The 19,116-nt window shown below is 71.5% G+C and carries 20 protein-coding genes; 12 read left to right on the top strand and 8 right to left on the bottom strand.

All coding sequences use genetic code 11. The annotated features are described in order from the left end of the window. Nucleotides 1-918, bottom strand: coding sequence for a carbohydrate ABC transporter permease (locus ABEB17_RS18955; protein WP_345718312.1), 918 nt, complete (start codon nt 916-918; stop codon nt 1-3). Then, a complete protein-coding gene (locus ABEB17_RS18960) occupies nt 915-2,252 on the bottom strand; it encodes an extracellular solute-binding protein (protein WP_378226990.1) in 1,338 nt (445 codons plus the stop codon). The genes ABEB17_RS18955 and ABEB17_RS18960 overlap by 4 nt, the downstream gene beginning before the upstream one ends. 288 nt (nt 2,253-2,540) lie before the next feature. Between ABEB17_RS18960 and ABEB17_RS18965 the strand changes: the two genes are divergently transcribed. Both ABEB17_RS18965 and ABEB17_RS18970 read left to right on the top strand, forming a co-directional pair. After that, on the top strand, nt 2,541-4,973 hold the full coding sequence (locus tag ABEB17_RS18965) for a glycoside hydrolase family 3 N-terminal domain-containing protein (protein ID WP_345718313.1): 2,433 nt from the start codon (nt 2,541-2,543) through the stop codon (nt 4,971-4,973). Nucleotides 4,974-4,982: 9 nt separating this feature from the next. After that, nucleotides 4,983-6,005, top strand: coding sequence for a LacI family DNA-binding transcriptional regulator (locus ABEB17_RS18970; RefSeq protein ID WP_345718314.1), 1,023 nt, complete (start codon nt 4,983-4,985; stop codon nt 6,003-6,005). 21 nt (nt 6,006-6,026) lie between these two features. On the opposite strand, the gene ABEB17_RS18975 is transcribed toward ABEB17_RS18970, so the two are convergent. After that, a complete protein-coding gene (locus tag ABEB17_RS18975; RefSeq protein ID WP_345718315.1) occupies nt 6,027-6,323 on the bottom strand; it encodes a putative quinol monooxygenase in 297 nt (98 codons plus the stop codon). Between the two features lie 265 nt (nt 6,324-6,588). Here ABEB17_RS18975 and ABEB17_RS18980 point away from each other — a divergent pair, with 265 nt between their 5' ends. The 7 genes from ABEB17_RS18980 (at nt 6,589) to ABEB17_RS19010 (ending at nt 13,408) form a co-directional block, all read left to right on the top strand. Further along, a complete protein-coding gene (locus ABEB17_RS18980; protein WP_345718316.1) occupies nt 6,589-7,416 on the top strand; it encodes a peptidoglycan-binding domain-containing protein in 828 nt (275 codons plus the stop codon). A 50-nt stretch (nt 7,417-7,466) separates the two neighbouring features. Next, nucleotides 7,467-8,324: a peptidase inhibitor family I36 protein gene (locus tag ABEB17_RS18985; RefSeq protein WP_345718317.1), complete on the top strand. Its 858-nt coding sequence runs from the start codon at nt 7,467-7,469 to the stop codon at nt 8,322-8,324. Nucleotides 8,325-8,338: 14 nt separating this feature from the next. After that, a complete protein-coding gene (locus ABEB17_RS18990; protein ID WP_345718318.1) occupies nt 8,339-9,277 on the top strand; it encodes a peptidase inhibitor family I36 protein in 939 nt (312 codons plus the stop codon). 151 nt (nt 9,278-9,428) lie between these two features. After that, the gene (locus tag ABEB17_RS18995) at nt 9,429-10,319 is read left to right on the top strand and encodes an NBR1-Ig-like domain-containing protein (protein ID WP_345718319.1); all 891 of its coding nucleotides are present in this window, start codon (nt 9,429-9,431) and stop codon (nt 10,317-10,319) included. 107 nt (nt 10,320-10,426) lie between these two features. Beyond that, nucleotides 10,427-11,683, top strand: a complete 1,257-nt coding sequence (locus ABEB17_RS19000; RefSeq protein WP_345718320.1) for a S1C family serine protease — start codon at nt 10,427-10,429, stop codon at nt 11,681-11,683. Nucleotides 11,684-11,773: 90 nt separating this feature from the next. Then, nucleotides 11,774-12,955 (top strand): zinc-dependent alcohol dehydrogenase, encoded by a 1,182-nt coding sequence (locus ABEB17_RS19005; protein ID WP_345718321.1) that lies wholly within the window; start codon nt 11,774-11,776, stop codon nt 12,953-12,955. Nucleotides 12,956-12,964: 9 nt separating this feature from the next. Beyond that, nucleotides 12,965-13,408, top strand: a complete 444-nt coding sequence (locus tag ABEB17_RS19010; protein ID WP_345718322.1) for an SRPBCC family protein — start codon at nt 12,965-12,967, stop codon at nt 13,406-13,408. On the opposite strand, the gene ABEB17_RS19015 is transcribed toward ABEB17_RS19010, so the two are convergent. From ABEB17_RS19015 to ABEB17_RS19030, 4 genes are read right to left on the bottom strand one after another with little or no spacing between them, the layout of a single operon-like run. Beyond that, nucleotides 13,397-14,206 (bottom strand): alpha/beta fold hydrolase, encoded by an 810-nt coding sequence (locus tag ABEB17_RS19015; RefSeq protein WP_345718323.1) that lies wholly within the window; start codon nt 14,204-14,206, stop codon nt 13,397-13,399. The two genes, ABEB17_RS19010 and ABEB17_RS19015, sit on opposite strands and share 12 nt — an antisense overlap. After that, nucleotides 14,203-14,472, bottom strand: coding sequence for a hypothetical protein (locus tag ABEB17_RS19020; RefSeq protein WP_345718324.1), 270 nt, complete (start codon nt 14,470-14,472; stop codon nt 14,203-14,205). Before ABEB17_RS19020 ends, ABEB17_RS19015 begins: the two co-directional genes overlap by 4 nt. A 38-nt stretch (nt 14,473-14,510) precedes the next feature. Further along, entirely contained in the window at nt 14,511-15,167 is a 657-nt protein-coding gene (locus ABEB17_RS19025) for a VOC family protein (protein ID WP_345718325.1), read from the bottom strand. 32 nt (nt 15,168-15,199) lie between these two features. Beyond that, nucleotides 15,200-15,832: an FMN-dependent NADH-azoreductase gene (locus ABEB17_RS19030; protein ID WP_345718326.1), complete on the bottom strand. Its 633-nt coding sequence runs from the start codon at nt 15,830-15,832 to the stop codon at nt 15,200-15,202. An 83-nt stretch (nt 15,833-15,915) separates the two neighbouring features. Between ABEB17_RS19030 and ABEB17_RS19035 the strand changes: the two genes are divergently transcribed. The 3 genes from ABEB17_RS19035 (at nt 15,916) to ABEB17_RS19045 (ending at nt 17,266) form a co-directional block, all read left to right on the top strand. Next, on the top strand, nt 15,916-16,410 hold the full coding sequence (locus ABEB17_RS19035; RefSeq protein ID WP_345718327.1) for a MarR family winged helix-turn-helix transcriptional regulator: 495 nt from the start codon (nt 15,916-15,918) through the stop codon (nt 16,408-16,410). A gap of 116 nt (nt 16,411-16,526) precedes the next feature. After that, nucleotides 16,527-16,874, top strand: a complete 348-nt coding sequence (locus tag ABEB17_RS19040) for a hypothetical protein (RefSeq protein ID WP_345718328.1) — start codon at nt 16,527-16,529, stop codon at nt 16,872-16,874. A gap of 38 nt (nt 16,875-16,912) precedes the next feature. Then, complete coding sequence (locus tag ABEB17_RS19045; protein ID WP_345718329.1) at nt 16,913-17,266, top strand: VOC family protein; 354 nt, start codon at nt 16,913-16,915, stop codon at nt 17,264-17,266. A 9-nt stretch (nt 17,267-17,275) separates the two neighbouring features. On the opposite strand, the gene ABEB17_RS19050 is transcribed toward ABEB17_RS19045, so the two are convergent. Further along, nucleotides 17,276-19,087 carry a hypothetical protein gene (locus ABEB17_RS19050; protein WP_345718330.1) on the bottom strand — a complete coding sequence of 604 codons (1,812 nt, stop codon included), beginning with the start codon at nt 19,085-19,087 and terminating at the stop codon, nt 17,276-17,278. Nucleotides 19,088-19,116: the final 29 nt, after the last annotated feature.

The following is a 19,116-nucleotide window of genomic DNA, read 5'->3' on the forward strand; positions in this document are numbered from 1 at the left end:
TCAGCCACCTTCCAACGTGCTCTGGGTGTTCGCCCCGCCGCCGATGCGGCGCAGGAGCAGCGCCAGGCCCACCCCGAAGAGGACGAGGATGACCGCGATCACGCTGGCCAGGCCCATCAGGTTCGCCTGGAAGCCCGTCTTGTACATGGACAGCGCCAGCACTCGCGTGGCATCGCCGGGCCCGCCGGCGGTGAGGATGAAGATCAGGTCGAAGAAGGTGAGCGAGCCGACGACCATGAGCGTCGACGAGGCGATGACCGTGTTCTTCAGCTGCGGCAGCGTGATGCTCCAGAACGCGCGGATCCGCCCGGCGCCGTCGATCTCGGCAGCCTCGTACATGGTGCGCGGGATCTGCCGCGCCGCACCTTGGTAGATCAGCGAGTGGAACGGGATGAACTGCCAGGACACGATGAAGATGACCACGGCGACCGCGAGCCCGCCCCGGCCGAGCCAGTCCTGCGAGAGCCACCCGATGTGCAGCCCCGCGCCGAGGCCGAAGTTAGGGTCCAGCAACGCCTTGTAGGCGACGGCGATGGCCGCCGAGCTCAGCAGCAGCGGGATGAAGTACAGGACGGCGAGCCAGTTCCGGTACCGCTGGTGGCCGGCCAGGAACACCCCGATGAGGATGCTCAGGGGGGTCTGCACGAGCCACGAGAGAATCATGATCTTGAACGTGACGAAGATGGCGTGCGGCAGGCCGGGGTTGGCGAGCTCGGCGCGCCAGCTCCGGAGCCCCGTGAAGTGGATGACCCCGATGCCGTCCCAGGAGGTGAAGCTCAGGCCCAGCACGCCGAGCAGCGGGATCACGCCGAACGCGGTGAAGATGACCATCGCCGGCAGCGCCATCCACGTGACCGAACCGCTCCGGCCGGCGAGAGAGGCGCCAGCCGGAGCGGTGCTCGGTCGAGCAGTGCTCATGTGCCGATGGTCTGGTTCATGTTGGTGGCGAACTGCTCAGGGGTGATCTGCAGCTGGAAGAGCTTGGCGATGTTGTCCAGCAGCGACTCGGCCGCCGTGGGGCTGAGCGCCTGGTCCCAGGACTGCGCGAAGGTCTTGGCGCCACTGGCGACGCCGTAGACGAACTTCAGGAAGTCCGCGTCCTTCGAGTTGGCCAGCTCGGCGTCCGCACCCTTGACGATCGGGATGCCGCCGGAGGCGATCCACTCCTTCTTCTCCGCGTCGGACAGGACGGCCGTGGCGAAGAACTTCTTGGCGATGTCCTTCTGCTCGGCCGTGGCCTTGGACGAGATCGACAGGTACTGGCCGGGGTTGCCGACGGTGTTGGTCGGGTCACCCTTGCCGCCGTCGACCGGCGGGAAGTTCATGTAGCCGAGGTGGCCGCCGGAGACGAAGTCGCCGCCGTCGGTCGCCATGCTGCCGTACGTCCAGGTGCCGTGCAGCATCATCGCGGCCTTGCCGGTGTAGAGCAGGGCCTGGTCGGCGTTGGAGTCGGCGGTGATCGACGAGAAGCCCTTGATGAACCCGTTGGCCTTGATCAGCTTCTGGCACTCGGTGAGGGCCTGGATGGCCAGCGGGTTCGACCAGGCGTCCTTGGTGCCGTCGAACACGGCCTGGAAGACCTCGGGGCCGCCGATGCGGTCGAAGAGGAACTCCAGCCACATCATGTTGGTCCAGCGGGACTGACCGGCCAGCGAGAACGGCGCGATCTTCGCGGCGTTGAACTTCGGCACCAGGTCCATGATGTCGGCCCAGGTCTTGGGCGGCTCGGCCTTGATCTTCTCGAACGAGGTCTTGTTGTAGAACAGCACGATCGGCTGCACCGTCTCGCACGGCATCGCGTAGATCTTGCCGCCGACCGTGGCGGCGCCGAAGGACGACGGGAAGAGCCGGTCCTTGACCGCGGCGTTCTGCCCGAACCAGTCGGTGAGGTCCTCCACCTGGCTGGCGTCGACGTAGCTCTTCAGCCCGCCACCACCCCAGCCCCAGATGATGGTCGGCGCCTCGCCGGCGCCGATGGCCGTCTTGATCTTCGTCTTGTAGGCGTCGTTCTGGAACGTGGACCCCTTGATCTGGGTCTTGGGGTTGGCCTCGTTGAAGCGCTTGACGGTGTTGGTGCGGATGCCTTCACCCGGCGCACCGCTGAGGTACCAGTAGGTGGCGCTACCCGTGCTGCCACCACTGTCGCTCGCCTTGTCGGGGCCTGAGCTGCCGCAGGCGGCGAGGCCCACTCCGGCGGTGCCGACGAGGGAGAGGCGGAGGAGAGTGCGCCGGGAGATCGATATGGGATCCACGCTGAGCTCCGAACTCGAAGGGCCGAGGCCTCGCCGCGGCGAAAGGGTGAGCAACTGCGATGAACGAAATCGTCCGTACGACATCAGCAGGGTGAACGGTATGTTTCGAAGTCCGCGAGTGTCAATAGCCTTGCGGATGGCTTCATCAGGGTCCAGAGTGACGCTGGAAGTGTTGTAAACGCGCGGCTTTCGGGGAACTGGCACTGCCATCGCCGCCGAACGACCCTCTTCGAAACTTTTCGAGTTGTTTCGCTTCCAGGAGCGGCTCGGCCGACGAAGGAGAACCCCATGGCGACCGTCCCGACGTCTTCGGAGGTGCAGGCGGCGCGGCCGTGGCACGACACGTCGCTGCCCGTGGCCCAGCGCGTCGAGGCCCTGCTGGGCGAGATGACGCTCGAGGAGAAGGTCGCCCAGCTCGGCAGCCGCTGGGTGGGCAACGACATGCAGGACGAGGTCGCCACCCCGGAGCAGCCCGCGGACGAGCCGGCGACCACCTTCAACGTCGCCCCGCTGCAGGACGTCTTCGCCGCGTCGGGGACCGTCTCGCTCGAGGAGGCCAGCGTCCACGGGCTGGGCCACCTCACGCGGGTCTTCGGTAGCCGGCCGGTCACCGTGGCCGAGGGCACCGCCGAGCTGGTCCGCCAGCACCACGTCGTCCTGGACGGTTCGCGGCTGGGAGTTCCGGCGCTCGTGCACGAGGAGTGCCTCACGGGCTTCACCACGTTCGGCGCGACCATCTACCCGGCGGCGATCGCCTGGGGGGCGACGTTCGACGCCGACCTGGTCGAGCGGATGGCGGCCGCGATCGGCCGGGACATGGCCGCCGTGGGCGTGCACCAGGGGCTCGCTCCTGTCGTCGACGTCGTCCGGGACTACCGGTGGGGCCGGGTCGAGGAGACCATCGGCGAAGACCCGTACCTGGTCGGGATGCTGGGCGGCGCCTACGTCCGCGGCCTGCAGGGCGCGGGTGTCATCGCCACGCTCAAGCACTTCGCCGGCTACTCAGCGGCCCGCGCCGGCCGCAACCACGGGCCGGTCTCCATGGGACGGCGCGAGCTGCTCGACATCATCCTGCCGACGTTCGAGATGGCGGTGGTGCGCGACGGCGTCGGTTCGGTGATGAACTCCTACTCCGACGTCGACGGCGTCCCGGCCGCGGCGGACACCTGGCTGCTCACCGACCTGCTGCGCGGGGAGTGGGGCTTCGAGGGCACTGTCGTGTCCGACTACTGGGCCGTCCCGTTCCTGTCCTTGATGCACCGGGTCGCGGCCGACGCCGACGAGGCCGGCGTGCTCGCGCTCACGGCCGGCATCGACGTCGAGCTGCCGGACACCCTGGGCTTCGGCAGCGGGCTGACCGACCGGGTCAACCGCGGCGAGCTCTCGGTCGACCTCATCGACCGGGCGGTGCGCCGGCTGCTGACCCAGAAGGTCGAGCTGGGCCTGCTCGACCCCGACTGGACGCCCGAGGGCTCTGTCCGCGACGGCGACACCGACCTGGACTCGGCCGAGAACCGCAGCATCGCGCTCGAGCTGGCCGAGCGCTCGATCATCCTGCTGGACGCCGGCACCGCCCTCCCGCTCCTCGGCGACGGACGGCCCACGCTCGGCCGGGTCGCGGTCGTCGGGCCGTGCGCCGACGACCCGCGCACCTTCATGGGCTGCTACGCGTTCCCCAACCACGTGCTGCCGCGCTACCCCGAGGTGGGCCTCGGCGTCCAGGTGCCCTCCGGGGTGGACGCGCTGCGCGCCGAGCTGCCCGGCGTCGAGGTGGTCCACGCACCGGGGTGCGCGGTGCAGGGCGAGGACCGCTCCGGCTTCGCCGCCGCGGTCGCGGCCGCCCGCGACGCCGACGTCTGCGTGGCCTACGTCGGAGACCTCGCCGGGCTGTTCGGGCTCGGGACCTCCGGTGAGGGCTGCGACGCCGTCGACCTGAAGCTGCCTGGGCTGCAGGCCGAGCTCCTCGCGGAGCTCCTCGACACCGGCACCCCGCTGGTGGTGGTCGTCGTGTCCGGCCGTCCCTACGCACTCGGTGACGTGCACGGCCGGGCCGCGGGGCTCGTGCAGGCCTTCATGCCGGGTGAGGAGGGCGGCCAGGCGATCGCCGGCGTGCTCTCCGGCCGCGTCCAGCCCGGCGGCAAGCTGCCGGTGCAGATCCCGCGCACCTCCGGCGGCCAACCGAGCACCTACCTGCAGCCCGCTCTCGGCGCGGCTGAGAGCGCCGGCATCAGCAGCCTGGACTCGACGCCGCTCTTCCCGTTCGGCTTCGGCACGTCGTACACGTCCTTCGAGGTGACCGACCTGCGGGTCAGCGACACCGAGGTGCCCACGGACGGCGAGTTCACGGTGACCGTGCGGGTCGCCAACACTGGTTCGCGGTCCGGTGACGAGGTCGTCCAGCTGTACCTGCACGACGCGCAGGCGCAGGTCGCCCGACCGCTGATGCAGCTCGCCGGCTTCGCGCGCACGCACCTCGAGGTGGGCGAGGAGCAGGACGTCGCCTTCACCGTGCACACGGACCGGACGTCGTACCTGGACCTTCGGCTGCAGCGGATCGTCGAGCCGGGTGACATCGAGGTGCTCGTGGGCACCTCGGCGGCCGATCTGCCCTGCCGGGCCACGATCGCGCTCACCGGGCCGGTCCGGCCAGTCGGGAGTGATCGCCAGCTGGTCACCCCGGTAACCTTCCCTGGGCGTTCCACGACGCCAGGTACTGCCTAGGGAGACGTCGTGCCGTCCGGTTCCGCCCGCACCACGCTCGCCACTGTCGCCGCCTCCGCCGGTGTCTCCGTCGCGACCGTGTCGAAGGTGATCAACGGGCGAACCGACGTGTCCCCCACCACCCGAGCCCGGGTCCAGGCGCTGCTCCGCCAGCACGACTACGTGTCGCGGCGGGTGCCGGCCGGCGGGACCCCGAGCATCGCGCTGCTCTTCCAGAACGACCTCAACGCCTACATGACCGAGATCATGAACGGGGCGCTGGACGCCGCGGCCGACCTCACGGTCTCGGTGGTGGTGTCGGTGCTGTCGCTCGCGAAGGGCACGTCCGAGCCCACGGACTGGGCGAAGGACGTGATCGCCGCAGGTCGCAAGGCCGTCGTCGCGGTAACCACCGAGCTGACCGCCAGTGACGTCGGCGCCCTGTCGCGGGCCCGGCTGCCGCTGGTCGTCGTCAACCCGTTGACGACCCCGCACGCCCGGTTGACGAGCGTCGGCTCGACCGACTTCAGCGGCGGCATCGCGGCCACCAACCACCTGCTGGCCCTGGGGCACCGCAAGATCGGCTACATCGGCGGCGCACCGCTGGCGCCCTGCAACCAGGCGCGGATGGCCGGCTTCCGCAGCGCGATGCACGCGGCCGGGGCGCCGGTCATCGAGGAGTACCTGCGCTCGGAGCAGGAGGCCTACGACGACGGGGTCGCCAGCGGGGCCGAGCTCATGGACCTGCGGGACCGGCCGACCGCGCTGCTGGCGTTCAACGACGAGGTAGCGCTCGGAGTGCTCGAGGCGGCCCGAACGCGGGGCCTGCGAGTGCCGGCCGAGCTCAGCGTCGTGGGTTTCGACGACACCCAGATGGCCCGGCTGTCCTCGCCTCCGCTGACCACCGTCCGCCAGCCCCTGCGCGAGATGGGCGCCGTGGCCCTGCGCACCGCCGTCCAGCTGTCCGCCGGCGCGCGCGTGGACTTCCGGCACATCGAGCTCGCCACCGAGCTCGTCGTCCGGGGCTCGACGGCCCAGCCCGACGCGCCGTAGCCCCCCGCCTGCTGCGAGCCGTCAGCGGGGCACCACCGTCAGCGGGTGGATGCCTGGCGCCAGGGCGAGGTGGCCGTCCGCTGCGGCGAGCGCCGCGGCGACGTGCGGTGTGGCCAGGTGCTTGTCGAGGTCGGACGCGTCGCTCCACGACTCGATCGTGACGAACGTGCCGGGCGCGGCCGCCGACTCGTGCAGCTCGTACGACCGGCAGCCCTCCTCGGCCCGGGTGGGCTCGACGAGGTCGGCCAACGCGGCCCGGACGACGTCCTCCGACCCGGGGTTGGCGACGATCACGGCGACGACGGGGATGTCAGGCACGAGGCGACTCCAGTTTTCGAGGTGGGTCCGGGCGGCGACCCATTCGACCAGCCGGCGGGCCGCGCCGCGCGCCGATCGGGCCGCCGACCGTGTCAAACGCCGGCCCGCGCCGGACTGACAACACCCGCGTTTGCGCAGGTCAGGGCCCAGATGACAGCCCGCGCATCGTGTCAGGCGAGCGCTGGGCCTGCCGGACGGCGTCTGATCTGCCCCATCGTGTGCTCGGCCCGTTCCGGGTCACCCCCGCAGCACACGAGGAGGACTGATGACGTTCCGTTCCTGGGTCACCACGGCGGCGGCCGTGGCCCTGCTCGTCCCGGCCGGCGGGGCGGCCGCGTCGGCGGCCGACCTGCCCACCGTCAACATGGAGGCCACGGTCAAGGCCGCGCAGATCGACCCCCGCCGCGCCGACCATACGCTGACCCCCGGTGCGAAGGCGAGCGTCCTGGCGGTCGAGAAGGCGCTGCAGGCGAAGAAGCTGCTGGCGGCCCAGTGGGTCGACGGCTACTTCGGCACCGAGACGGTCGCGGCGTACGCGAAGTACCAGGCCTCCCTCGGCTATACCGGGCTGGCTGCCAACGGGTTGCCCGGCAAGACGTCGCTGACCACGCTCGGCGCCGGTCGCTTCACGGTCACGAACCCGCTCGCGCCAGGTGCCAAGCTCACCCGCGACGGCGTCACCGTGAACGCGCGGACCAACAGCATGCTCGCCGAGGCGCAGCGCCGGCTCGGCCGGACGCTGGTGCTCGAGCAGGGCTCCTACAACCCCGGCGGCGACCCCAGCTCGGCCGGCACCCACGACGGCGGCGGGGTCGTGGACATCTCGGTGACCGGCATGAGCGCCGCCACCCGCACGGCGGTGGCGAAGGGGCTGCGCGAGGTGGGATTCGCGGCCTGGGTGCGCAACCCGAGCCAGGGCGACTGGCCGTGGCACATCCACGCCGCGGCGATCAACGACACCGACCTGTCGAGCCAGGCCCAGCACCAGACCGGCGACTACTACCTGGGCAAGAACGGCCTCGCGAACCGCGCGGCGGACGACGGCCCCAAGGTCACGATCCACACCTGGGAGGAGTACCAGCGGCTGCAGTGACAGCACGCAGCACCAACCATCACCAGCACACTCACGTGGAGGAAACGACGATGAAGCAGCTCACGAAGACCCTCAGCCTGGCCGGCGCCGCGATCGCGGTCACCGCCTCGACCCTCGGCGCGGGCGCCACCCCGGCGTTCGCGGCCTCCCGCGACGGCGTCTGCAACAGCGGGGAGTTCTGCTACTACTACAACAGCGGTGAGGCCGGCTCGATCTCGGACTTCACCGGCTCGATCGCCGACTACGGGACGACGCAGCCGGGCTGCTACGACTTCAAGGGCGCGGGCGCCGGCAAGGGCCTGTGCATCAAGAACAACGCCGCCTCGGTGTGGAACCGCAGCACCAAGACGGTGCGGGTTTACTTCAACAGCAGCTACGGCGGCACGTACCAGTCCATCGCGGCCGGCGCGAAGGCCAACCTCAACGCGACGCTCAAGAACAACAACGCGTCCCACCAGTTCGTGACCGCGTCCAGCACGGCGTGCTCGACGTCCGGCCTCGGTGACCCGCGTACCTGCAGCGGGGCGGTCGCGTGGGCCAACGACCACCTGGGCAGCACCTCGTTGGGCACCGGCACGTGCGACCACGTCGTGGCCCTGGCGTACGGCTGGTCGAGCAGCGGGTCGCACGACGCCTACCTGCACTGGACCCAGGTGCCCAGCACGTACAAGCACGCGGGTGACCGCTCGGTGCCGGCCGGTGGCCTGGCCTTCTTCAGCGGCGGCTCGCAGGGCTACGGCCACGTGATGCTGTCACTCGGCGGCGGCAGCTTCGCCTCGACCGACGTCGGCACCGACGGCCGCTACCACGCGGGTCGTTACGGCAAGACCACCATCGCCACGATCGAGTCCAGCTTCGGCGAGCACTACCTCGGCTGGACCCAGCCGTGGTTCAAGGTCAACCACTGATCCGGGTGTCGAGCATGCCGAAGCACGTCAGAGCGCTGACCTCGCTGCTGATCACGCTCGTCGTGGTGGTCGCCGGTGCGATCGCCTTCGCCGGCCCCGCGTCAGCGGCCTCCCGCGACGGCGTCTGCAACAGCGGGGAGTTCTGCTACTACTACAACAGCGGTGAGGCGGGCTCGGTCTCCGACTTCACCGCCTCGCTGGACGACTACGGCGCGAGCCAGCCGACGTGCTACGAGTTCAAGGGGGCAGGGGCCGGCAAGGGCGTCTGCGTCAAGAACAACGCGGCGTCGGTCTGGAACCGGACCGGCAAGACGGTGCGGGTGTACTTCAACAGCAACTTCGCCGGGTCGCACCAGGACTTCGCGGCCGGCGCGAAGGGCAACCTCAACGCCACGTTGAAGAACAACAACGCCTCTCACCAGCTGCTCACGGCCGCGCCGCCGACGGGGTGCAAGACCGACGGCACGAACAGCACGCTGCCCACCACCATCCTGGTGTACCGGGTGCAGGCCGGGCGGGTCGACCGGGTCGCGTTCAAGACCTACGTCAAGAACGTGCTGCCCAACGAGTGGGTGTCGAGCTGGCCGAGCGCCTCGCTGGACGCCGGCGCCATGGCCGTGAAGAGCTACGGCTGGTACTGGGCACTGCACTCGACCCGGCAGACCGGGACGGGCCAGTGCTACGACGTCCGGGACGACACGGCCGACCAGGTGTACGTGCCGTCGTCCGCTGCGGCCTCGACGAGCGCGGCGGTGGATCGCACCTGGGGTACCAGGATGACCCGCAGCGGCAACATCCTGCAGGCGCACTACTGCTCGACGACGACCGCCTGCTCCGGGTGGGTCGACGGCAACTGGATGTCGCAGTACGGCTCGCGGGACCAGGCGAACGCCGGGAAGGGCTACGCGACGATCCTGAAGTCGTACTACAGCGGGATCGTGCTCACCTCGTAGCCACTCGAGCACGTCCCGAGCACGGATCGAGCACCGGGTCGCCCGTCGCGCTGCAGCGCGGCGGGCGATCCGGCATGTCTCGCTCCGCTTGCCGGTAATGTCGCTGCCCGGGCCCGGGCAGGTCAAGGGCGGGCACGAGCGAGGAGGGGGCGTGGCGGGCAGCACAGCGGCCGAGCGGGCGCAGGCGATCGAGGGGTTCGCCGCGGTCCTGTCGGACCTGCGCGACTCGGTCGGCAAGCCGTCGTTCCGGACCATGGCCGGACGGTCCCGGGCCATCTCGCACACCACGCTGCACGAGGCAGCGCAGGGCAACCGGCTGCCGAGCTGGGGCACGACGGCGGAGTTCGTCCGGGCGTGCGGGGCGGATCCCGCGGACTACCGGGAACGGTGGGAGCAGGCCAACCGAGTCGTGAGCCCAGCCGGGACCGACGTCCGGGCCGAACCCGCTCCGGCAGCCCCGACCGCACCTCCGTCCGCAGCTCCGTCCGGTCCGGACCAGCCCGTGCGGCGGCGTCGTCCGGGCCGGTACGCCGTTCTGGCCGCAGCCGCCGCTGTGCTGGTCGTCGCGGGTGCGGGGGTGGCGTGGGCCATGGCCACCCGGGACAAGACGGCGCCGCGCCCACCGGCCCGGTACGCCGCGAGCGACTGCCCGGTGCACCAGACGAACCCGCCGGTCGAGCAGCCCGAGCACCGCGGCGACCGAGCCTCGTTCGTCGCCGACCTGACCCTGCCGGACTGCGCCCACGTGCCCCACGGGCAGACGGTCACGAAGGCGTGGCGGTTCAAGAACACCGGCACGGTGGCGTGGTCCGGCTACACCCTGCACCGCGTCGACGAGCCGCAGCGACGCGACCAGTGCCAGACCATCTCGGACATCCCGGTTCCCGACACCGCGCCCGGAAAGATGGTGGACGTGAAGGTGGACGTCACGGCCCCGACCGCCGCCACGTTCTGCTTCGTGCGGTTCAAGATGGTCGACGGGACCGGCCGGGTGGCCTTCCCGGGCAGCCGACCGGTGAACTTCCAGCTGATCGTGGACTGACCGACGCGCCACGGAACTCCACGGCCTGCTCCCACTCGGCTCCAAGGGATTGCCCAGGTTCGTCGGCCAGAGTCCTCGGGAGAGATCATCCGAGGAAGGAACGTCCCATGGACACCACGCAGGCCCCGCACAGCGGTCGTCAGGACCGCGGCACCGCATTCGGTCCGGCACCGCGCGCCGCCCACCGGTGCCGCAGCACCCGCCGCTCGTCCCGCACCGCTGCGGGCATCGCGCTCGCGCTGGGTCTGGTCGCGACCGGTGGCGTCGCGCACGCCGCCGGCGTCGGCACGGCGACCGCACCGCGCAGCCAGACCGTCACGACGGCTGACTGGTCCTGGGGCGACCAGGGCTACGGCGACCAGGGCTACGGCGACCAGGGCTACGGCGACCAGGGCTACGGCAGCTACGGCGACCTGTGGAACGGCTCCGGGACGACGCAGCAGCAGGACACGACCGGCGGCACGGACACCACCGACGCCTCGGACGCGGCGTCCGTGGGCCTGGTCGAGATCACCTCGACGCTGACCAACGGGACCGCGGCCGGCACCGGGATCGTGCTGTCCTCCGACGGCACCATCGTCACGAACCACCACGTCGTCGCGGGCGCGACGGCCATCAAGGTCACCGTCGTCTCGACGGGCCAGACCTACACCGCCCACTACGTGGGCGCCGACCCGGTGAAGGACGTCGCCGTGCTGAAGCTCGTGGGGGCGCAGGGCCTGCAGACCGCCAGCCTGGACTCGTCCGGCGTCCAGTCGGGTGACGACGTCACCGCGGTCGGCGACGCCAACGGTGACGGCGGGTCGCTGACCGCCGCCGCCGGCACCGTCACCGCGCTCGACCAGTCCATCACCGTGTCGGACGAGGACGGCACGCCGCACCAGCTGACCGGCCTGATCGAGGTGAACGCCGACGTGATCCCGGGTGACTCCGGCGGTGCGCTGCTCGGCTCCGACGGCAAGGTCGTCGGCATGAACGTCGCCGCCTCCAGCGGCACGTCCGACATCCGCGGCTACGTGATCCCGCTGAGCACCGTGCTGACCGCGGTCCAGGCCATCACGTCGGGTGACGACACCGGCTCGGTCGAGCTCGGCTACCCGGCGTACCTGGGCATCGGGCTCGGCACGGACGACTCGTCCGCGACCGTGGCCGGCGTCCTGGACGGCACTCCCGCCGCCGGGGCCGGCCTGCAGGCCGGCGACGTCATCACCGCCATCGACGGGACGTCGGTCGGATCGTCCGCCGAGCTGCGCAGCGCGCTCGCCACCCACCAGCCGGGCGACCAGGTGCGGGTCACCTGGACGACGTCCGACGGCCAGCAGCAGTCCGCCACGGTCACGCTCGGCGAGGGTCCGATCGCCTGACCCGGCGCCCGGTCCGCTGTCGTCTTCAAGATCGACGGGCGGATCGGCCGCCGAGGGCACACGCTCAGGTGCAACCAACGGAGGCACCTGATGAAGGCCGTGACCTGGCAGGGCAAGCGCTCGGTGAGCGTCGAGGAGGTTCCGGATCCGCAGATCCAGGAGCCGACGGACGCGATCGTCAAGATCACCAGCACCAACATCTGCGGATCCGACCTGCACCTCTACGAGACCCTGACGCCGTTCATGGACGCCGGGGACGTCCTGGGCCACGAGCCGATGGGGATCGTCGAGGAGGTCGGGTCCGACGTCGGTGACCTGAAGGTGGGCGACCGGGTCGTGATGCCGTTCCAGATCTCCTGCGGGCACTGCTTCATGTGCGACCAGTCGCTGTACACCCAGTGCGAGACCACGCAGGTGCGCGAGCAGGGTATGGGCGCGGCGCTGTTCGGCTTCTCGAAGCTGTACGGCCAGGTGCCCGGCGGCCAGGCCGAGTACCTGCGGGTCCCGCAGGCGCAGTTCACCCACATCAAGGTGCCGGAGGGGCCGCCGGACGAGCGGTTCGTCTACCTGTCCGACGTCCTGCCGACCGCCTGGCAGTCCGTCCAGTACGCGGACGTCCCCAAGGGCGGCTCGGTGACCGTGCTGGGCCTCGGCCCGATCGGTGACATGGCCGCGCGCATCGCCCAGTACCAGGGCCTGCGCGTCATCGCGGTCGACCTCGTCCCCGAGCGGCTGGAGCGGGCCCGGGCCCGCGGCCTCGAGGTGATCGACCTGCGCGAGCACGAGGACGACCTCGGGGACGTCGTCCGCGACCTGACCGACGGTCGCGGCACCGACTCGGTGATCGACGCGGTGGGCATGGAGGCACACGGCTCCCCCGCGGCGCGGGCGGTGCTGCAGGTCGCCGCGCTCCTGCCGGACGCGATCGCGGCGCCCGTCGCCAAGACCGCCGGGGTCGACCAGCTCGCTGCGGTGACCTCGGCGATCGACATCGTCCGGCGCGGCGGCACCGTCTCGCTCATCGGCGTGTACGCCGGCGCGGCCGACCCGATGGACCTGGCCACCATGTTCGACAAGCAGATCCAGCTGCGCATGGGGCAGGCGAACGTCAAGCGCTGGGTGCCGGACATCATGCCGCTGCTCACCGACGACGACCCGCTGGACGTCGAGTCCTTTGCGACGCACCGGCTCCCGCTGTCCGAGGCACCTCGGGCCTACGAGATCTTCCAGAAGAAGGAGGACGGCGCGATCAAGGTCGTCCTCCGGCCGTGAGGAGCTGAGATGGCACAGGTCGAGAGGTGGGTGGACGCCACCCCCGCGCGGGTCTTCGAGGTGCTGAGCGATGGCTGGCTGTACCCGCTGTGGGTCGTGGGCACGACCCACATGCGGGCGGTCGAGCCGACCTGGCCGAAGGTCGGGTCGCGCCTGCACCATGCGGTCGGTGCCTGGCCGGCGATGCTGCGGGACGAGTCGGAGGTCCTCGCCTGCGAGCCTGGTCGGCACCTCGTGCTCGAGGCGCGCGGGCGTCCCTTCGGCACCGCGCGGGTCGACCTGCGACTCACTCCCGAGCGCAGCGGCACCCGCATCGTCCTCGCGGAGGAGCCCAGCAGCGGCCCGGGCAAGTGGGCGCACAACCCGCTGCTGGAGTGGGTGCTGACCCAACGGCTGACCGAGTCCATCGGCCGGCTGGCCGCGCTCGTGGAGCGTCCGGGCTCACCCGGCTAGGAACGCCAGACTGGTCGCGGCGAACAGTGGCGAGGCGAACAGGTCGTAGTGCGTCAGACCGGGCAGGATCGCCAGCGCGTGGCCGCCGTCCGGTCGACCCGAACCGTCCCAGCCGCCGTCGCGCTGGCCGCCCCCGAGCAGGGCGAACACCTCGACGTAGTGGCTGGGCGGCGCCATGTCGGCGTCGGCGGCCAGGACCAGAGTCGGCACCTGCAGGCCGCGCACGCCGTCGGAGAAGTCGAAGTCCAGGGCCATGGACGCGCCGATCTTGTCGAGCAGCCGCGCAAAGTCCTCCGGGTGCGGCGCCACCCGCTGGTACAGCTCGTACATCGGGGTCTGCTTCATGAACTCGACCGCGTCGGCACCGACCTGGGCCTGCTGCGCCAGCATCTGCGGGTAGAGGGCGTCCCGGCGGATGTGGGCGCACGCCGCGACGAGGCGACGAACCGTGGCCGGGTGCCGGATCGCCGCCTGCAGGCCTACCCCACCGCCGAGCGAGTAGCCGACGACGTCCACCGGACCGAGGTCGAGGTGGTCGACCAGCGCGGCGACGTCGTCGGCCATCAGCCGGACGTCGAGCGGCCGGTCGACATCCGCCGTCCGGCCGTGCCCCTGCAGGTCCGGAAGGATCACCTGGTGGTGCTCGGTCAGCGCCGGCAGGACCGGTCCGAACATCTCCCCCGAGCCCAGACCGCCGTGCAGCAGCACCAACGGGCCACCCGTGCCGTGCACCTCGTAGTACAGGTGCACGCCGTTCACGTCCGCGTACTGGCCGCCACGTGTCTCGTCGTTCGTCATCGCGGGTCCACGCGGCGCATCTTCGCAGCCAGGCGTTCCCACTCGGCGGCCTGGGCCTGCTGCGAGGTGTCCGTGAACTCCAGGACGTCGAGGATGACGTCGGTCCGGTGCGCCAACCAGGGCTGCTGGTCGCCCGGCTGCGTGGGCCGCGCATCGACCCAGCCGCACAGGCATCCGCTGGTCAGGGGGTCGAAGCCGTGTCCGGACAGGGTCAGGTCGAGCCACTCGCGCAGCGCCTTGTCTCCCAGCGGCTTCGGGGCAACCATCCGTGTGACCAGCCTCCTGAAGGACCCCTTCGTAAATCCTAGCCCCGGTCGAGGCAGGTGCAGACGCACACCCGGTTGCCCTCGGGATCGGCCAGGACGACGAACGACGGGCGCTCCGTGTCGTCCACCACGGCGCCACCGGCGGCGACGGCGGCCGCGATGCGCTCCTCGGCGACGTCGTGCGGCACCCACAGGTCGAGGTGGAACCGCTGGCGCGGCGTCTCGTGGGCATCGGTGCGCTGGAACCACAGCAGCGGCACCTGCCCGGTCGGGTCGATGACGTCACCCTCGTCCGGGTCGACGTTGTCGGCGCTGCCGGTCAGCAGGGCCGACCAGAACCGGCTCTGGGGTCGGATGTCCGCGGAGTCCAGCGCGAGCTCGACCAGGGCCGGGCCGGCCGGATCGGCGGCGATCCCTTGTGCCGCAGCGATCTCGCTGATCCGGCGGGCGAGGTCGACGTCCCGCTGGGTGAGCCGGCCGACGTCGTGGCTCAGCAGCGCCAGGTCGACCGCCGGGTAGGTCAGCGTGACGTCCGGGTGGTGGTTCGCCGCCTCGGCCGCCTCGGTGACGGCCGTCACGAACCGCAGGCCCGTGACGAAGTCACCGGTGAGGTAGCGGGCGTGCAGGGCTCGGGCCAGCTTGCGCCAGTCGTCCAGCCCGGCGTCCAGGATCTGCGCGAGGGTGAGCTGCTCCATCCCGCCAGTATCGCCGGGTCACGACCGGGCGACTACCGCGCGGCGAGGGCCTTGCCGGCGTCGACGGCCGCTTCGTGCGCGGACTTCTTCATCAGCTCGGCGAGCTCGGCGAACTCGTCGAGGGCCGGGTTGACGCCGACCAGGGTGAACTCGCGCTCGATGACGGTGAGGTCGGCCCCCCAGATGTCGGCCAGGATGCGGCGGAGGTAGTCGGTGTTGTGGTCCCAGCCCTCGCGCGGGGTGCCGGCGCCGTACGCGCCGCCGCGGGTGGTGAGCAGGACGACGGGCTTGCCGTCCAGCAGCCGCTCGCCCTGCTCGCCGCCGGCGATGGCCAGGTCGAACCAGACCTTGGCGTGCTGGGAGACACCGAAGTTGTAGAGCGGCAGCGCGAGGACGGCGGAGTCGGCGTCCCGCAGCTCGTTCGCGAGGGTCGCCGCGAGCGCCAGCGCGTCGATCTGGGCCTGGCTGCGGTCCTCGGCCGGCGTCCACTTGCCGGCGATGGCGTCGGCCCAGGCGTGGGCGGGCAGCGGGTCGGCGGCGAGGTGGCGCTGGACGACGGGAACGTCCGGTCGTGCGGTCGTGAGCTCGGCCAGGACGAGGTCAGCCAGCTCGCTGCTGGCCGAGCGCGGTCCCTGGATGCTGGCGTCGACGCGAAGCACGGTCACGGGGTTCTCCTTTGGTGGGGTTGAATGTTCAACACCGTACGCCGACAATGGTTGAACATTCAAGTCGGCCCTACGCTGAGCACATGACGGCCCGATCTCAGGACGACGACGTCCCCTGGCTGAGCCCCGACCAGCAGCGGGACTGGCGGTCCCTGATCGCCCTGCTCGCGACCCTGCCCACGGCCCTCGACACCCAGCTCAAGTGCCAGGCCGGCCTGAACGCGTTCGAGTACCACGTGCTGGCGGCCCTGTCCGGCTCCCCGGACCGCACCCTGCCGATGTCCCGCTTGGCCTCCCTCTCCCAGGGCTCGCTGTCCCGGCTGTCGCACGCGGTGACCCGCCTCGAGCACGCCGGGTGGGTACGGCGCAGCAGCTGCTCGACCGCTGGTCGTCGGGTCGACGCCCGGTTGACCGACGCGGGCTGGGTCAAGCTCCAGGAGTCCGCGCCCGGGCACGTGCGGGAGGCACGCCGGCTGGTCGTGGACGCCCTGACGCCTGAGCAGCTCGCGGCGCTCGGTGAGGCGGCGCGGGTGATCGTGTCGGTCGCCAACCCCACCGTCGCCGGGCAGCTCGCCTGACCGTTCCACCTCGACACCGTGGCAACCCGGCATCGTGGCAACCCGGCATCGCCGGGGCTGCGAGGTTGCCACGTTGCTGGCACCCGCCGGCGAGCGGCTGCACCTAGCCTGACGGCATGACGTCGGACCTGACGGAGGTCGAGGATCGGCTCCGGACACTGCTGGACCGCTACCGCCCTGAGCTCGTGGACGGCAGCATCTACGGCGTTCCTGCGCTGGTCTGGCCCGGCGCGACCGGGCACGACTACTTCGTCGCCTCGAAGCGCGGCAAGACGTTCGTCAGCCTCTACCTGATCATCGCCGACCGGTATCCCGAGGACGTCGCCGCCGCCTCGTCCGAGCTGCAGGCCCGGCGCAGTGGACGGGCCACCTTCTCGTTCCCCTCCCTCGACGACGCGCTCGCCGCCGACCTGGCCGACCTCCTCGACCGGCTGCTCGTCCGCTATCGCGCGGAGCACGCCTGAGGTGTCGCCGACGAGTGCCGTGCGGGCATGATGGCGACATGGAACGTGTCCTCGGAGTCGGTGGCTACTTCCTGCGGGCCGCGGACCCGGCGGCCCTGGGCGCCTGGTACCGCGACTGCCTCGGCCTGGACGCCGACGCGAACGGCCTGTGGCAGCCGGAGTCCGGGCCGACGGTGTTCGCGACCTTCGAGTCCGGCACCGACTACTTCGGCTCTCGCGCCCAGCAGACCATGCTCAACTTCCGGGTCCGCGACCTGGACGCGATGCTCGCGCAGCTGCGGTCCCGGGGCGCGGACGTCGCGGAGCAGACGCAGGACATGGACGGCGTCGGTCGGTTCGGCTGGGTCACGGACCCCGAGGGCAACCGGATCGAGCTCTGGCAGGCAGGCTGACCCGTTGCCTCAGTCGAGGATCCAGCCGACCTGGTCGTCGTCCCGGGGTTCGTAGGTGCACTGGAGGCCGGTGCGGATGCTGCCGCGCAGGTGCTGCCCGAGTCGCTCGTCGACGGAGCCGATCCGTTCGACCGCAACGGTGATGGCCTTCTGGACGGCGACCCTGGCCCGTTCCTGGCTCGATCCGGTGGTGCGGGCTCGGCCGTGCAGCCCGGTGGAACGAGCGACCTCGTCCAGCAGGGCGTCCCGCTCACGACGGGCGACCTCGGCCCGTCCGAGATCCGCCCATTCGGCGGCCTCGGCCAGCTCGCCCTCCAGCTCCCGCAGGCGTTCCCGGTAGGCCGCGATGGCCTGCGGGTCGGCGACCTCACCGAGCCCGGACTCCACCACGACACCGGTGCCCGCACCCACGAGGTCCAGCGCGGAGACGGGCTGGTGCGGACGACGAACCAGCTCGCGCAGGTAGCCGAACCCGCGCAGGGGCCGCAGCGTGACGGCGGCGTCGTCCGGTCCGATCCGCCAGAGGCCGCCGCGCTCCGGGTGCAGGTGCACGGGCCGGACGCCGAGGCTCGGGGCCGGCCGCTCCGGCGGGCTCCACGAGGCGAGCCGGTCGCGCCACCACTGGGCGCCGACCCGGTCGTAGGTGGCCAGGGCGTTGGCGCGCAGCCGATCCGCTACCTGGTGGTCACCGCGTCGGGCGGCGGCTCGGGCGAGCGTGTCGTCGGTGAGCCCGTGGAACATGACCGCCCCGGCGTTCATCACGGCCCGACCCTCGTACGGCGCCAGCAGGCCGGCCGCCGTCTCGACGACCTCGTCGTCGTCGACTGCCAGGGCCGCCTCCAGCACGCACTGCAAGGTCAGCAGCCAGTTCACGTCGCGCGGGAGGTCGGCCAGCACCGCGCCCCGGAAGGTGTGCACGAGGGCCTGGGCGCGGTCCAGCCGGTCGGCACAGACCCACAGGTACGCCATCTCCGCGCACACCGCGGGGACACCCTCGGCGAGGGCGAACGCCTCACCCTCCGCGGCGGCCGCGGCGCACGTGCGGCTGTCACCCGACTGGGCGGCCGAGTACGCCTCCATGGCCTTGAGCACCAACCAGGCATCGGCCAGGCCGGCCTGCTCGCCCGCCGCCGAGGCGACCTTCGTCAGCTGGGGCGCGGTGTCGGTGCGTCCGCGGAGCAGGTCGAGCATCAGCCGGCGCGATGCCGCGAAGAACAGCGCACGGGGGGACTCCTCCCCCAGCCGCTCCAAGGCCCGCAGGTGGCGGTGCACCGCCTGCATCTCCAGAACCTCGCACGCGACCTGCAGGCCCCACAGGTGAGCCTGCAACCGCACGTCCGGCTCGAGAACGTGCGCCGCGACCTCGTCGAGCCGGGCGACCATGGCCTGTCGGACGTCGAGCTCATCCGGTCCCCAGTGCACCGCCAGGGCAGCGTCCAGGCAGTCCGCCAGCAGGTCGGCGGCCCCGTCCCGCTCGGCCCGCTGCACGGCCTCGGAGGCGAACGGCGCGCCCCTCTCGGGGTGGCCCGCGTAGCCCCAGCACCGGGCCAGCGCGGCGGCCAGCCGAGCGCGGTCGGCGTCGGCCTCGGTGCGGGCCAGGACGTCGTACAGCTGGGCGGGTATCTTGCCGGGCTCGGCGCCGAAGACGTAGAGCGATGCCGCGCCGAGCACGGCTCGGGTCCAGCCCGGCAGGTCGTCGTCCGCGCGAGCGGCGGCGACCGCCTGGTCGTAGAGCCCGGCCGCGGTCTCTCCCCGACCGGCGGCGCGTTCCGCATCGGCGCGGTCGAGGAGATCCGTGACCACGGTCGCCCGGATGGCCATGACTCATCGTAGGGTTCGGCTGCGGGCGG

It is taken from the genome of Angustibacter luteus (genome assembly GCF_039541115.1).
Lineage (GTDB): Bacteria > Actinomycetota > Actinomycetes > Actinomycetales > Angustibacteraceae > Angustibacter > Angustibacter luteus.

What these genes read in the sequence shown, in the direction of transcription:
- ABEB17_RS18980 (WP_345718316.1), top strand. Translation starts at nt 6,589, where the DNA reads ATGACGTTCCGTTCCTGGGTCACCACGGCGGCGGCCGTGGCCCTGCTC.
- ABEB17_RS19045 (WP_345718329.1), top strand. Translation starts at nt 16,913, where the DNA reads ATGGAACGTGTCCTCGGAGTCGGTGGCTACTTCCTGCGGGCCGCGGAC.
- ABEB17_RS19025 (WP_345718325.1), bottom strand. Translation starts at nt 15,167, where the DNA reads ATGGAGCAGCTCACCCTCGCGCAGATCCTGGACGCCGGGCTGGACGAC.
- ABEB17_RS18965 (WP_345718313.1), top strand. Translation starts at nt 2,541, where the DNA reads ATGGCGACCGTCCCGACGTCTTCGGAGGTGCAGGCGGCGCGGCCGTGG.
- ABEB17_RS18990 (WP_345718318.1), top strand. Translation starts at nt 8,339, where the DNA reads ATGCCGAAGCACGTCAGAGCGCTGACCTCGCTGCTGATCACGCTCGTC.
- ABEB17_RS19000 (WP_345718320.1), top strand. Translation starts at nt 10,427, where the DNA reads ATGGACACCACGCAGGCCCCGCACAGCGGTCGTCAGGACCGCGGCACC.
- ABEB17_RS19050 (WP_345718330.1), bottom strand. Translation starts at nt 19,087, where the DNA reads ATGGCCATCCGGGCGACCGTGGTCACGGATCTCCTCGACCGCGCCGAT.
- ABEB17_RS18985 (WP_345718317.1), top strand. Translation starts at nt 7,467, where the DNA reads ATGAAGCAGCTCACGAAGACCCTCAGCCTGGCCGGCGCCGCGATCGCG.
- ABEB17_RS19035 (WP_345718327.1), top strand. Translation starts at nt 15,916, where the DNA reads ATGACGGCCCGATCTCAGGACGACGACGTCCCCTGGCTGAGCCCCGAC.
- ABEB17_RS19005 (WP_345718321.1), top strand. Translation starts at nt 11,774, where the DNA reads ATGAAGGCCGTGACCTGGCAGGGCAAGCGCTCGGTGAGCGTCGAGGAG.
- ABEB17_RS19015 (WP_345718323.1), bottom strand. Translation starts at nt 14,206, where the DNA reads ATGACGAACGACGAGACACGTGGCGGCCAGTACGCGGACGTGAACGGC.
- ABEB17_RS18955 (WP_345718312.1), bottom strand. Translation starts at nt 918, where the DNA reads ATGAGCACTGCTCGACCGAGCACCGCTCCGGCTGGCGCCTCTCTCGCC.
- ABEB17_RS19010 (WP_345718322.1), top strand. Translation starts at nt 12,965, where the DNA reads ATGGCACAGGTCGAGAGGTGGGTGGACGCCACCCCCGCGCGGGTCTTC.
- ABEB17_RS19020 (WP_345718324.1), bottom strand. Translation starts at nt 14,472, where the DNA reads ATGGTTGCCCCGAAGCCGCTGGGAGACAAGGCGCTGCGCGAGTGGCTC.
- ABEB17_RS19040 (WP_345718328.1), top strand. Translation starts at nt 16,527, where the DNA reads ATGACGTCGGACCTGACGGAGGTCGAGGATCGGCTCCGGACACTGCTG.